The sequence below is a fragment of the Bacteroides sp. genome (assembly GCF_028690125.1).
In the GTDB taxonomy this organism is placed as follows: domain Bacteria; phylum Bacteroidota; class Bacteroidia; order Bacteroidales; family Bacteroidaceae; genus Bacteroides.
Genome location: NZ_JAQVBV010000001.1, coordinates 146,676 through 161,593 on the forward strand (window position 1 = coordinate 146,676; position 14,918 = coordinate 161,593).

The 14,918-nt window shown below is 39.1% G+C and carries 9 protein-coding genes; 6 read left to right on the top strand and 3 right to left on the bottom strand.

Annotated features, from left to right (window positions below):
• Positions 1–25: 25 nt before the first annotated feature.
• Positions 26–904 carry a DUF1080 domain-containing protein gene (locus PHO71_RS00590; RefSeq protein ID WP_300197369.1) on the top strand — a complete coding sequence of 293 codons (879 nt, stop codon included), beginning with the start codon at positions 26–28 and terminating at the stop codon, positions 902–904.
• Positions 905–934: 30 nt separating this feature from the next.
• Positions 935–1,696, top strand: a complete 762-nt coding sequence (locus tag PHO71_RS00595; protein WP_367279871.1) for a DUF1080 domain-containing protein — start codon at positions 935–937, stop codon at positions 1,694–1,696.
• A gap of 77 nt (positions 1,697–1,773) precedes the next feature.
• Here the strand turns inward: PHO71_RS00595 and PHO71_RS00600 are convergent, their stop codons facing one another.
• Entirely contained in the window at positions 1,774–3,339 is a 1,566-nt protein-coding gene (locus PHO71_RS00600) for a DUF6377 domain-containing protein (protein WP_300197372.1), read from the bottom strand.
• Positions 3,340–3,632: 293 nt separating this feature from the next.
• On the opposite strand from PHO71_RS00600, the gene PHO71_RS00605 reads away from it, so the two are divergent.
• A complete protein-coding gene (locus PHO71_RS00605) occupies positions 3,633–4,037 on the top strand; it encodes a PaaI family thioesterase (protein WP_300197375.1) in 405 nt (134 codons plus the stop codon).
• Positions 4,038–4,040: 3 nt separating this feature from the next.
• On the opposite strand, the gene PHO71_RS00610 is transcribed toward PHO71_RS00605, so the two are convergent.
• Both PHO71_RS00610 and PHO71_RS00615 read right to left on the bottom strand, forming a co-directional pair.
• Complete coding sequence (locus tag PHO71_RS00610; RefSeq protein ID WP_300197379.1) at positions 4,041–4,916, bottom strand: DUF3108 domain-containing protein; 876 nt, start codon at positions 4,914–4,916, stop codon at positions 4,041–4,043.
• Entirely contained in the window at positions 4,870–6,768 is a 1,899-nt protein-coding gene (locus tag PHO71_RS00615) for an Ig-like domain-containing protein (protein WP_300197382.1), read from the bottom strand. Before PHO71_RS00615 ends, PHO71_RS00610 begins: the two co-directional genes overlap by 47 nt.
• A 453-nt stretch (positions 6,769–7,221) precedes the next feature.
• On the opposite strand from PHO71_RS00615, the gene PHO71_RS00620 reads away from it, so the two are divergent.
• The 3 genes from PHO71_RS00620 (at position 7,222) to PHO71_RS00630 (ending at position 14,915) form a co-directional block, all read left to right on the top strand.
• Positions 7,222–10,329, top strand: a complete 3,108-nt coding sequence (locus tag PHO71_RS00620; protein ID WP_300197385.1) for a glycoside hydrolase family 2 TIM barrel-domain containing protein — start codon at positions 7,222–7,224, stop codon at positions 10,327–10,329.
• A 182-nt stretch (positions 10,330–10,511) separates the two neighbouring features.
• Positions 10,512–11,678 carry an efflux RND transporter periplasmic adaptor subunit gene (locus PHO71_RS00625; protein WP_300197387.1) on the top strand — a complete coding sequence of 389 codons (1,167 nt, stop codon included), beginning with the start codon at positions 10,512–10,514 and terminating at the stop codon, positions 11,676–11,678.
• Between the two features lie 15 nt (positions 11,679–11,693).
• On the top strand, positions 11,694–14,915 hold the full coding sequence (locus PHO71_RS00630; RefSeq protein WP_300197390.1) for an efflux RND transporter permease subunit: 3,222 nt from the start codon (positions 11,694–11,696) through the stop codon (positions 14,913–14,915).
• The last annotated feature ends 3 nt before the right edge of the window (positions 14,916–14,918 follow it).

Below are 14,918 nucleotides of genomic sequence, written 5' to 3' on the forward strand. Positions count from 1 at the left end.
TTCACATTCAAGATATAATTATATTATGAAAAAGTATTTTTATACAGTAGCTTGCCTGGCACTTGCAGGAACATTCGCAGCATGTGGAGGTGGTAATAAAAAAACAGCAGAAGTTACTGAAAGTGTAGAATCTGCAACAACCGTACCTGTTTCTTATTCAAAAGCTTTGCAGGCTGCTGAATCTGATTCATTGACTCTTCCTATTGATAAGGATGGCTATATTACTATCTTCGACGGTAAGACATTCAACGGATGGCGTGGATATGGTAAAGATAAAGTTCCGGGAAAATGGGTGATTGAAGATGGATGTATCAAATTCAATGGTACCGGTGGCGGCGAGGCTCAAGATGCTGACGGCGGCGATTTGATGTTTGCTCACAAGTTTAAAAACTTTGAATTGGAACTTGAATGGAAAGTTTCTAAGGGAGGTAATTCTGGTATTTTCTATTTAGCACAGGAAGTTACTTCTAAAGACGAAAATGGAAATGACAGACTTGAACCGATTTACATCTCAGCTCCTGAATATCAGGTATTGGATAATGCCAACCATCCTGACGCTAAATTAGGTAAAGACAACAATCGTCAGTCAGCTTCTTTGTATGACATGATTCCTGCAGTTCCTCAAAACTCTAAGCCTTTCGGCGAATGGAACACAACTAAGATCATGGTTTATAAAGGCACCGTTATTCATGGACAAAATGGTGAGAATGTTGTTGAATACCACTTGTGGACTCCACAATGGACAGAAATGCTTCAGAAAAGCAAATTTAGCAAAGAGAAATGGCCTTTGGCTTTCGACCTGCTGAACAACTGCGGTGGTCAGAACAGAGAAGGCTTCATTGCTCTTCAAGACCATGGTGACGATGTATGGTATCGCAACATCCGCGTTAAAGTTCTGGACTAAAAAGCGACATTTCAAAAACAAGAATTCGTTATGAAAAATAAAATCGTTGCATTAATTGGTTTGGCAGTCTTGGGATGTAGCTATGCTTCTGCCCAAGAAGGTATGCAGCCTGCAATGTCTGAGTTTTACAAACCGGTTCCTCCGGTTATTACTCCGGGCGGAGAAATTCGCGGAGGAGGCTTCACTGCACCGTCAGATGCTATTATATTATTTGATGGTAAAAACCTTTCTGCATGGGAAAGCTCTAATGGCGGACCTGCGGAATGGAAAGTGAAGGACGGAATCTTTACAGTAGACAAGAGTAAAGGAGATATTCGGACTAAAGATAAGTTTGAAAGTTTCCAATTGCACTTGGAATGGAGAGTTCCTGAAACAATAAAAGGAGAAGGTCAAGGACGTGGAAATAGCGGTGTTTATCTTCAGGGAATGTATGAGATACAGATATTGGACAACTACAATAACCCGACATACGTAAACGGTCAGGCTGGAAGTATTTACAAGCAGACAGCTCCGTTAGCAAATGCTATGCGTAAACCGGGTGAATGGAATGTGTATGATATCATTTATACAGCTCCTGTATTTAAAGAAGACGGATCGTACAGAACACGCCCTCAGGTAACCATTATACAGAATGGTGTAGTATTGCAGAACAATACTACCATATTAGGTACAACAGAATACGTTGGATTCCCAAAGGTTGTAAAACATGGAGAAGGTCCGATTCTGCTGCAAAGCCATGGTGATCCTAGCGAGCCTATCAGTTTCCGCAACATTTGGATTCGTAAGATGTAAGATGTTACAATAAAAGATCTATAAATCTGGTTCTTAAGTGAGAACTTTCCTTAAGGACCAGATTAAGATATTAAAAATCAGGATGGCAAATAAGCCGCTGATCCTATCTGCAAGATTTCATTCTCAAAGTTTTCTTTATCCCCAATTGCTTTATTACGCATTTTAGTACGGTAGTTATAGACAGTACTTGTCGAACAGCGTAAAAAGTTAGATATCTTTGCTCCGTCATTAATACCAATACGAATCAAAGCATAAATACGGAGTTCTTTATTCAATAATGTTCCTGCTTTCGGTATCACTCGTTCATCTTCCTTCAACAATGCATTGAAATCTGCAACAAATGTTGGATATAGATTCAAGAAAATACTATCAAAATGGCTATATAAAGCATTCAATTCCTCATCAATATTTGTTGTTGATTTAAGTCTTTTAATCAGTATCTCATAATTCCGGTTAATAGCCAGTTTATATAGTGAATTCTGGTATCCTTCCATTCTAGTGATGTAATTAGAACATAAATCAAAGAATTGTGCGATAAATTGTTCTTTCACATTATTGGTTTCCAGTAATTCATGGTTCTTACAATAAAGCTGGTCATTGACTTTATTTAATGTATGATTAAGCTCCTGCAATTTCGTATTACTTATAGAGAGTGCTTCCTTTATATGCTTTATCTTTTTGATCTGGTGATAGGTATAAATGACTAATACCACTAAAAAGATAAAGAGAGCAGTAATGAGTGTGAGAAATATAATGAGGCTTGATTTAGCTTTAGCTTCTTTCTCCTGATAAGCAGCACTGATAACAGAATAAAATTCATTTATTTGTGTAGCACGAAACTGTATGCCAGATGCCCTTGCCTGATCAATTGCTGCTTGTGTGTACTTGAAAGCTTTTGCCAAATCGTTGTCATTATAGTAAATAACAGCCAAATGCTGTAATGAGAAATTCTCACGGGTAACATTCATAATGTCGGCTATGGCAGACTGCATAAAATATTTCCTTGCGAGATTCGGACGATTATTATTACTGTTTAAAGTAGCAAGTGCACAAGTGATGATAGCATAATCAGGGCTTCCTTCTTCTTCTGCTGCCAACAATTCCAACAATTGTTTTTCCGCTTCTTTCGGGTCTTTTACCGAACGATTGATAACCGCAACCTTATAATTTACAGAAGTCGGATCTGCATTTGCCAAAAACAGATTACGATACATTTCTTTCTGATAACGGTATTGATTACTACGGGTAGTTGAAATAGCATAATATTCCCAAAAACGGTAATAAGCATCATAATATGCAGATAATAACTCTTGAGAAAGCTGAGAAGGATCTATTTCTTTCAAAAGAAGCTCCGCCTCCCGATACATCCCCCCCATAGAATACAACAAAGATAATTTCAAACTGGAGTCAATTCCCCACTCTTTTTCTCCCAAAGTGATAGCAATACTGATATTACGTTTAATATAATAAACAGCAGAATCAATATTAAACTTTCTATATTCATCGTGCAATTGCAGATTGACTTTATATTCCTCCAGCAGACTGACATCTTTCAGTTTTCGTTTGATTTTTTTTATCTTTTCTTCTTTCCGGTTTATAAATTCCTGCTCATGATCAATAAGATTATTTAGTGAGTCAGACAATATTTTTAGCTCGTTTTGGCTATAGCTCAATAAACTAAAACTGCAAAAAAATAATAGTAAGAAACCTCTCAGAATGTTTATATTTGTATTCATATCTATTTAGTTTTCACGGACAAATAGCGCCATAGTAGTAAATAATCTGCCGAATATACTCAAAAATTCTTTTATTTGCGTCATTTTATTAGGTATTTATTGAAGGATAGGTTATCTTTGTTATTTTTCAGAACTAATAAAATCGGGATAAATTTAATATTCATAACTCAAAATTGATACAACATAATTTTAAATTAATCATGACACCACAAGAATTCTTCAAGAACGATTTATTTGCAAAGAATGCAGGCGTAGTACTGCTCGAAGTACGCGAAGGATATAGCAAAGCAATGTTACAGATAAAGCCCGAACACCTCAATGCGGGTGCCCGAACACAGGGAGGTGCTATCTTTACTTTAGCAGATTTGGCACTTGCAGCAGCGGCCAACTCACACGGAACACTTGCTTTTTCCCTCTCGTCCAACATTACATTTCTGCGCGCCAGTGGTCCGGATGATACTCTTTATGCAGAAGCTCGAGAACGCTATATCGGACGGAGTACGGGATGCTATCAAGTAGACGTTACCAATCAGGATGGAGAATTGATTGCAACTTTTGAATCAAGTGTATTCCGAAAAGATCAAAAGGTTCCTTTTGAAGTCTAAAACCTATTTATCTTTAACGATAGAAGTCATCGGATAACGGTTGCCTTTAACATCATTCAGGAATGCTTTTGCCGATCCGAAATTAAGAAACAAATCCAAACGTACAGGAAGGTGATTCTTATCATCTGATACGAAGAAAGTAATCACCTCCTTCTCTTTTCCCTTCTTGTCATACTCCACCAATGAGAAAATCAGACAACGATAAGTTACCCCGTTTTCTGCTTTCACATTTTCTTTTCCACGATAGATAAGAGTCTGTTCCTCCACCTTCCGTCCCGTAGCCATGGGGAATTTAATCTTATCACCTACTTTATAATCAGCAGGGTCGTAAGAACGGGCTTGAGCCAAAATAGTCAGCATATCATAAATACACCGACTGTCACTCGCCTCATCTTCATAGACTTGTCCTGTATGCGGAAAAAAACGTTTCTGATTTGCAAAACAAAGCCCATCCTTATAGGTAAACCAAGCCTCATCAACGGTATAACGCTTTCCCTCTTCCGCCCCTTTACGGAAATAACGTGGTTCTAGTTTCTCACCCATAATACAAGTCAAGGTGTCACGCATTTTAAAAAAGAAGTCGGCACGTTTACTACCTAAAGCAAGTAAATTAACACGATATGCAGGCTTTGAATGATAAGTGGTTGCATTCGTTGTCAGACTGGCAAGTCCAGCCTTCACCCAAACAAATTTCCAATTGAAGTACAGATCATACATCACATGTTCCCCAGATTGGAAAGCATGATTCTTTGCCTCACACTGGGCCTTGACAGGAAGCGCTAAACTTCCGAACAATAGTATAAAAAATCCAACAACAAAATTCCGCTGCAAATTATCGGCGACGATTTTGATTAGTTCTATTTTTCTTCTTGTCTTCATCTGGTTTTTGTTTTTTAAGTTCGTCGAGTTTTTGTTTTTCAACTGGAGTATCATGAATATCCCAGTTTTGTGTTAGTTCCCACAAAGCTTTATAGTCAGATATATTAGGATAATAGTAAACTTCTTCCGGTTGCAAACCTTCCTCGTAATTTCCGGCATCCCATTCCCCATTTCCATTCCGGTCATTTATCAAGCGGGCACAATATTTACCCGGGTTCAAGAAGTAAAAATCAGCAAAACCATCCACCACTTTTCTGCGCCGTACCACTTTATCCTGACTGTCAAGCAACTCTACAAATGCCTGCGGACCTGCGCCGGTTATATTGAAATGAATAGTACAATATTCATCCTCACTACGAACTTTAAATCCTTGTTTTATCTTATCTGTAAACAAGCCATAAATACCGTGGAAAGCAGTAGAATCCACCGCAAACTCATATTCAGTAGTAGGTATCCAATCATAATATAAATTGAACTTTTTAAGGTCAATAGAATCTTGTTCAAACTCGAAAGTCACATCTTTCCAAAGAGTATCCACCTTTTGTCGCAAATGTATTGCTGCACTATCAAAGTAAGCAATCGGTTCATCAAAAGTCAGAGATATGGTTCCATACACGTCCATTGAAGAAGGAGCATTTATCTTTACAGGCAAGAACTTTGTTGGCTCTACTTCTTCCTCGTCGTCTTTCTTTTTCTTCTTTTTCTTCTTCTCAGGTTCATCTTTAGCCAATTTCTGCTTCGATACAAGCCGTAGTGTATCTTTACGGGGAACTAACTGATTCAATGTATCTGTATAAAGATAGGTCAGACTGAGAGCAAGTGTATCTTGCTTAAACAATATGGAATCTTTCACCCAATAATGAATAGTATCATTACGCTGAGTCTTCTCTATAACAAAAGCTTCCTTTTCATCGAAATTTAATCCTTTCATCACAGGCAAAGAATCTGCCTTGTTTGCAAAGTAAAGAGTAAATTTCTGGGGGACAAGCCGTTCGGATTTTATCAGGTACTGAGAGTTATTATGTTCTTTGAAAGCACGGAGAATAAGATTATCCGGCAGATAATGAGTATACCTCTTTTCAATGATTGTATCATAAGTCAATGAATCTACCCATGTTGTATCCATATGCATTCGCTCTTCCATCGTGGGGATGACAAGAGAATCGTTGAAAGCAATCATTTCACTCTTTTGATTAAAAGTAAAATTCTGGTCAGCGTCCATCAATCCATAGATACGATATTTACCAGGAGCTATTCCGCGAATAGAGAAACGCCCGCGACTATCAGTACGGGCTACACGGTCGAAAGGTAGTTTGGTAAAAGCCGAATCATTGAGATTGGAATGTAATCCGACCAACATCCCTTTTATAGGTTCGAGATTAGAGGCATCAACTACGGTTCCGGAAACTTCCATTGTGTCAATGTGTGTTCCCGTGGAAAAAGTGAATGCAAAATTTCCCAATGGGTTGCCTTCATTGTTATCTACAATAGCGTCGGAAAAGTCAATTGTATAAGTCGTATTTTCTTTCAGAGAATCAAGCAGGTTCACTTGTATTTTCTTCCCTGCAGCCTTAATCTCAGGTTGTTGAATCTGAGGAGGGGAAACTACCACTTTTTCTGTTGCTTTCTCAATCTTGATGAATTCATCAAAAACAAGATTTATCTTATTTTTTTTAGCATTCACAGCACCAGCTGCGGGGGTGCTACTGACAAAACGCGGAGGAGTGTGATCTTCATCTCCACCCATCGGTTGTCCTATGCTTGCACAGGAGTATATCACAGCTACCAGCATTAATACCGGTAAAACTCTGCGAACTATATGCTTTATCTTTTGATTCTCAATTTGTAACATGTTGCAAAAATAAAGGTTCTTCATCAATAAACACTAACTTTCTAGCTAATTTATTAAAAATCTCAGGTTCTGTAAGAATTCATTGCCAATATTACAAGCTATTTCCTTCATTTCAAAGCCGGTTTAAAGTATATTCAGTACCTGTTTGGTGGCAATATATATACATCGTTCCGGGGATATACGGCTAGCATGGTGGACAAATATACTGACCTTCCTGTATTTATATTCCTACCAAATGAATTAAATATACTCTGATAAATAACAAAAGAGAGAGAAAGTATGTTTCCTTCTCTTCCCACTTAAAATGGGCAATAATCGATTCTCAATGGTTTACTTATTATATTTTCTAACGATTTTATTCAATTGTAGCTTTAATTGAGTAATTATTTGTCTTTTACTTTTCAATAATTGCCTATCTTTGACTCCGGAAATTCAAACCTAATACAAAAACCCATGAAGAAACAACTACTTTCTTGCTGTTTAGCTGCACTGGGACTGACAGCCATTCAAGCACAAACCTTCAACGAGTGGAAAGATCCGGAAATAAATGCCGTAAACCGCTCCCCCATGCACTCTAATTATTTTGCCTATGCATCAGTTGATGAAGCACAAGCCGGCACAAAGGAAAATTCTAAGAATTTCATGACACTCAACGGTCTGTGGAAATTCAACTGGGTAAAAGATGCAGATGCACGCCCAATAGACTTTTATCAGACAAATTTTAATGATAAAGGCTGGAACAACCTTAAAGTGCCGGGTGTATGGGAGTTAAACGGATATGGTGATCCGATTTACCTAAATATCGGATACGCTTGGAGAAACCAGTTTAAAAACAATCCCCCTGAAGTCCCTATTGCAAATAATCATGTAGGCTCTTACCGAAAAGAAATTATCCTTCCTGACGATTGGAAAGGAAAAGAAATAATTGCCCATTTTGGTTCTGTGACTTCCAATATGTACCTTTGGGTAAACGGACGTTATGTGGGTTATAGTGAAGATAGTAAACTAGAAGCAGAATTTAACCTGACCAATTATCTGAAGCCCGGCAAAAACCTGATTGCCTTTCAGGTATTCCGTTGGTGTGACGGTAGTTACTTAGAAGATCAGGACTTCTTCCGTTATTCCGGTGTAGGACGAGACTGTTACCTTTATGTGCGTGACAATAAGCACATTCAGGATATTCGTATCACTCCTGATTTAGATAGCCAGTACAAAGATGGAACTTTAGATATTGCTATCGACTTAAAAGGGAACGGAACTGTAGCTATTAATTTGTCAGATACACAAGGAAACAGTGTAGCCACTGCCAACCTGAAAGGTTCCGGTAAACTGAACACTAACCTTTCCATCTCAAACCCGGCCAAATGGACTGCTGAAACTCCAAATCTTTACACATTAACAGCCACTTTAAAAGATGCCGACAAAGTGATTGAAGTAATCCCCATCAAAATAGGTTTCCGCAAAATAGAATTGAAAGGTGGTCAGATTCTTGTAAATGGTCAGCCGGTACTTTTTAAAGGAGCGGATCGTCATGAAATGGACCCGGATGATGGTTATGTGGTTTCTCTTGAACGTATGCTACAAGATATTCAGGTAATGAAGAAACTAAACATCAATGCTGTACGCACTTGCCATTATCCGGATGATAATCGTTGGTATGATCTTTGCGACCAGTATGGAATATATGTAGTGGCCGAAGCCAATATCGAATCTCACGGAATGGGTTACGGTGACAATACTCTTGCTAAAAATCCGGCTTATGCCAAGGCTCATATGGAACGTAACCAACGTAATGTTCAACGTAGTTACAATCATCCTTCTATCATTTTCTGGTCATTAGGCAATGAAGCCGGTATGGGACCAAACTTCGAAGTATGTTATACCTGGATTAAGAACGAAGACAAGACACGCGCTGTACAATATGAACAGGCCGGAACCAGTGAGTTTACGGATATTTATTGCCCGATGTATTTAGATTATGACCATTGTATCAAATATTCCGAAGGAGACATTCAGAAACCATTGATTCAATGTGAATACGCACATGCTATGGGTAATTCTCAAGGCGGATTCAAAGAATATTGGGATATCATCCGTAAATATCCGAAATATCAAGGTGGATTTATATGGGATTTCGTTGATCAATCCTGTCACTGGAAGAACAAAGATGGTGTGAACATATATGGCTATGGAGGTGACTTCAATAAATACGATGCTTCCGACTTCAACTTCTGCGACAATGGTCTGATCAGTCCTGACCGTGTTCCGAATCCACACGCATACGAAGTTAGTTATTTTTATCAGAATATCTGGACAACTCCGGGTGATCTTACTAAAGGCGAAATCAACATCTATAATGAGAACTTCTTTCGCGACCTGTCTGATTTCTACATGGAATGGACGCTGTTAGCAAATGGGGAAGTCATGCAAACAGGTATTGTTTCCGATTTAAAAGTTGCTCCTCAACAAACTGTTAAGTTACAAATCCCATTCGATACTAAGAAAATCTGTTCTTCCAAAGAGTTACTTCTTAATGTAAATTATAAGCTTAAAACAGCAGAAACTTTACTTCCGGCAGGAGAAGTGGTTGCTTATGATCAATTAAGTATCCGTGATTATAAAATTCCCGAACTCAAATTAGAGAATAAGCAAGCTTCTAATGTTGCTGTTACTATACCGACTATCCGGGATAATGATCAAAACTATCTGATCGTTACCGGTCAAGACTTTACTTTGGAATTCAACAAACACGATGGATATCTTTGTCGCTATGATGTAGACGGGATGCAGTTAATGGAAAAAGGTAGTAACCTGATCCCTAACTTTTGGCGGGCTCCAACAGATAATGATTTTGGGGCTAACTTGCAACATAAATATGCCATTTGGAAGAATCCGGAACTGAAACTAACGTCATTGAAACCTACTATCGAAAATGACCAAGCAGTTGTTCGCGCAGAATATGACATGAAGCCAATGGGAGGTAAGTTGTTCCTTACTTATAATATTAATAATGAAGGAGCGGTGAAAGTGACACAGAAAATGACCGCAGATCAAAATCAGAAAGTATCTGAAATGTTCCGTTTTGGTATGCAACTTCGTATGCCTATTTCCTTTGATATGGTAGAATATTATGGTAGAGGGCCAATAGAAAATTATTCTGACCGTAACCATGCTGCAACAATTGGTAAATACCGTCAAACGGTAGAAGAGCAATTCTATCCCTATATCCGACCACAGGAAACAGGTACAAAAACAGATATCCGGTGGTGGAGGTTACTGAATATAGGTGGTAATGGATTGCAGTTTGTGTCAGATGCTCCATTCTCTGCATCCGCATTAAACTACACTATTGAGTCATTGGATGATGGCAGTAACAAAGACCAACGACATTCACCGGAGGCAGAGAAAGCGAACTTTACAAACTTCTGCATTGATAAGGTGCAAACGGGTTTGGCATGTGTTAATAGTTGGGGGGCAATACCATTAGAAAAATACCGCCTTCCATATCAAGATTATGAGTTTAGTTTTATTATGACTCCGGTATTTCATAAACTGAAGTAAAAACATAGTTAAAAAACACCATATCAGAGTACAAGAATACTGAATTTGAAGTACTTTTGCAGTCGGAAACTGATTTCCCCCAATCAGTTTTCGGCTGTTTCCTTTAATCACCTATCTTACTCATTGAATTACACGCCGGCAACAAACGCATAATCATTAAAAAAACAGATAAATAATTAAGTATGAAAAGTAGAATTGTTTTATTTGCATTTTGCGTAGCCCTTTTGTCTAGTTGTGGCAATAAGGGAAACGATACGGGAAAAGTCCCTGAATTTGCAGTACAGGAAGTACAAAAGAGCACCGCATCTTTAATATCTTCTCATCCTGCTACAATCGAAGGAAAACAAGATGTTGAAATCCGCCCGCAAGTATCGGGATTTATCACTAAACTGTGCGTAGACGAAGGAGCTACTGTCCGCAAAGGACAAGTACTGTTCATCATTGATCCCGTTCAATATGAAGCTGCAGTACGTACTGCAAAAGCTGCTATCAAAACAGCAGAAGCAGCGGTAAAAACACAGCAAATAACGGTTGATAACAAACGTGATTTGAACAAGAAGCAGATTATCAGTGACTATGATTTGTCAATGGCAGAAAACACATTAGCACAAGCACAAGCACAATTAGCACAAGCACAAGCACAACTAACTACTGCTCAGCAAAATTTATCTTTCACTCAAGTAAAAAGTCCGACAGAGGGCATCATAAACAAAATTCCTTTTCGTTTAGGAGCATTGGTAAGTCCTTCTACGGCAACTCCAATGACTACAGTATCTGAATTGGGAGAAGTTAATGTATATTTCAACATGACAGAGAAAGAACTTTTGACCATGGCTAAAAGCGGTAACATTAAAGAAGAACTTAACAAACTGCCGGCTGTAAAACTGCAACTGATAGATGGGTCAATGTTTAATGCAGAAGGAAAAATTGAAATAGTAACCGGAGTCATCGAAAACGGTTCTGTGCTTATGCGTGCCAAGTTCCCTAATGATAATCATATTCTACATAGTGGTGGTAGTGCTAATATTCAGATTCCTTATAATATGGAAAATGCCATTAACATTCCGCAGTCAGCAACGATTGAAATCCAAGACAAGAAATTCGTTTATATTTTACAACCGGACAACACTGTTAAATATACAGAAATTACCATTTTCAACCTGGATAACGGAAAAGATTACTTAGTTACTTCCGGTTTGAATTCTGGAGACAAGATCGTTATAGAAGGCGTACAAACCCTGAAAGACGGAATGAAAATACAGCCTATCACTCAGGCACAGAAAGAAGCGAACTATCAACAGGCTTTGAAAGATCAACACGACGGCAACATAGCCACTGCTTTCAACTAATAATCAGACAATCGTATGAAATTAGATAATTTTATTAACCGTCCGGTACTATCAACTGTTATTTCAATTTTGATAGTTATTCTGGGTGCTATTGGATTGGTAACACTACCTATCACCCAATATCCGGACATCGCACCTCCTACCGTATCGGTAAGAGCTACTTATACGGGTGCAAGTGCATCGACTGTATTGAACTCCGTGATTGCTCCACTGGAAGAACAGATTAATGGTGTAGAAAATATGATGTACATGACTTCCAGTGCATCCAACACCGGTTCCGGTGAGATATCTATATATTTCAAACAAGGAACTGATCCGGATATGGCAGCTGTCAATGTGCAAAACCGTGTTTCCATGGCACAGGGATTATTACCGGCCGAAGTTACCAAAGTCGGTGTAACCACTCAAAAACGCCAGACTTCCATGTTGGTCGTATTCTCACTTTACGATGAAAGCGACACTTATTCCAACTCATTTATCGAGAACTATGCCAAGATTAATTTGATTCCGCAGGTTCAACGTGTGCAAGGTGTAGGTGATGCCAACGTAATGGGACAGGACTACTCTATGCGTATTTGGTTACGTCCGGACGTAATGGCTCAATATAAACTGATTCCAAATGACGTAGCTGCTGCATTGGCAGAACAGAACATCGAAGCAGCTCCGGGTCAGTTTGGTGAACGCAGTAATCAGACTTTCCAATATACAATCCGTTACAAAGGACGTTTGCAACAACCGGAAGAGTTTGAAAATATCGTTATCAAGTCGCAGCCGAGTGGCGAAGTCCTTCGTCTGAAAGATATTGCAGAGATACAATTAGACCGTTTGGGGTATAACTTTACCAACCGTGTAAACGGACATAAGGCTGTAACATGTATCGTTTATCAGATGGCAGGTACTAATGCAACCCAGACTATTACCGATATAGAAAATCTTTTGGATGACGCATCTAAAACCCTGCCTGCAGGATTGAAGCTAAATGTCTCAATGAATGCAAACGACTTCTTATTCGCTTCTATCCATGAAGTATTGAAGACTTTGATCGAAGCATTTATATTGGTGTTCATCGTCGTTTATATCTTCTTACAGGATTTACGTTCTACATTAATCCCGACTATTGCCATTCCGGTAGCCTTGATCGGTACCTTCTTTATCCTGTCATTGATTGGATTTAGTTTGAACTTGCTGACTTTATGTGCTCTGGTCCTCTCAATTGCCATAGTGGTGGATGATGCGATTGTGGTCGTCGAGGGTGTGCATGCCAAGTTAGATCAAGGTTACACATCCGCCCGCCAGGCATCAATCGACGCAATGCGTGAACTGGGAGGCGCTATCGTTTCTATCACATTAGTCATGATGGCAGTGTTCGTCCCTGTAAGTTTCATGGGTGGTACAGCAGGTACATTTTACCGTCAGTTCGGTCTGACCATGGCAATCGCTATTGGTTTGTCTGCATTGAATGCTTTGACTTTGAGCCCGGCTCTTTGTGCCATATTCCTGAAACCACATACCGGAGGTGAACATGAAAATAAGAAAAAAACATTTGTAGATCGTTTCCATACCTCTTTCAATGCAGCATATGATTCTATCCTGAAACGATATAAGAAACGCGTATTGTTCTTCATTCAGAAAAAGTGGCTGTCTTTGGGATTGGTAGCTATTTCTATCGTATTGCTTATATTCTTTATGGGAACTACGCCAACAGGTATGGTACCTAATGAAGATACCGGTACATTGATGGGAGCAGTAACATTGCCTCCGGGTACATCACAAGACCGTTCTGAACAAATATTGGCACGCGTTGATAGTTTGATCGCTTCCGACCCTGCCGTAGCATCGCGCACATTGATTTCCGGATTCAGTTTTATCGGTGGCCAGGGACCTTCCTATGGTTCTTTCATTATTAAATTGAAAGATTGGGACGATCGTTCTGTTATGCAAAACTCCGATCTCATTGTTGCTACCTTATATATGCGTGCACAGAAAATTATTAAAGAAGCACAGGTATTATTCTTTGCACCTCCGATGATCCCTGGTTATTCAGCATCTACAGATATTGAAGTAAATATGCAGGATAAAACGGGTGGTGAATTGAATAAATTCTTTGATGTAGTTAATGATTATACGGCAGCATTGGAAAAACGTCCGGAAATCAACTCGGCAAAGACCTCTTTTAACCCAAACTTCCCCCAATATATGATCGATATTGACGCAGCTGTTTGTAAGAAGTCAGGCATCAGCCCAAATGACATCCTTACTACCATGCAAGGATATTATGGAGGTTTGTATGCATCCAACTTTAACCGTTTTGGTAAAATGTACCGTGTAATGATCCAGTCGGATCCATTGTCACGTAAGAATCTTGAATCTTTGAAAAACATCAAGGTTCGTAACAACAGTGGAGAAATGGCACCTATCAGCCAGTTTATATCTGTGGAGAAAGTATACGGACCTGATATCATCAGCCGTTTCAATATGTACACCTCAATGAAAGTTATGGTTGCTCCTGCTCCCGGTTATACTTCCGGCCAGGCTTTACAGGCACTTTCCGAAGTAGGACAACAGAATCTTCCGACAGGTTATACTTATGAGTTAGGAGGTATGGCACGTGAGGAAGCACAAAGTAGCAGCAGTACGACAGGTTTAATCTTTATTCTCTGTTTCGTATTCGTTTATCTATTGCTAAGTGCACAATACGAAAGTTATATTCTCCCGTTGGCTGTATTACTCTCCATTCCATTCGGTTTGCTAGGTAGCTTCTTATTCGTTAATGGAATGAGTGCCATCGGTAATATATCGTCATTGAAGATGATTCTGGGAACGATGTCCAACAACATTTATATGCAGATTGCATTGATCATGTTGATGGGTCTGTTGGCGAAAAATGCGATCCTGATTGTAGAGTTCGCTCTCGACCGTCGTAAGATGGGTATGAGTATTACTTGGGCAGCCGTTCTGGGTGCGGGTGCTCGTCTCCGTCCTATTTTAATGACATCACTCGCTATGGTTGTAGGTTTGCTTCCGTTGATGTTCGCATTCGGTGTAGGTGCTCACGGCAACCGCACATTGGGTACAGCTTCCATCGGCGGTATGTTAATCGGTATGATTTGCCAGATCTTTATTGTTCCTGCTTTGTTTGTTGTCTTCCAATATCTGCAAGAGAAGGTTAAACCGATGGAATGGGAAGATATCGACAATACAGATGCCAAGACTGAGATTGAACAATACGCTAAATAATGA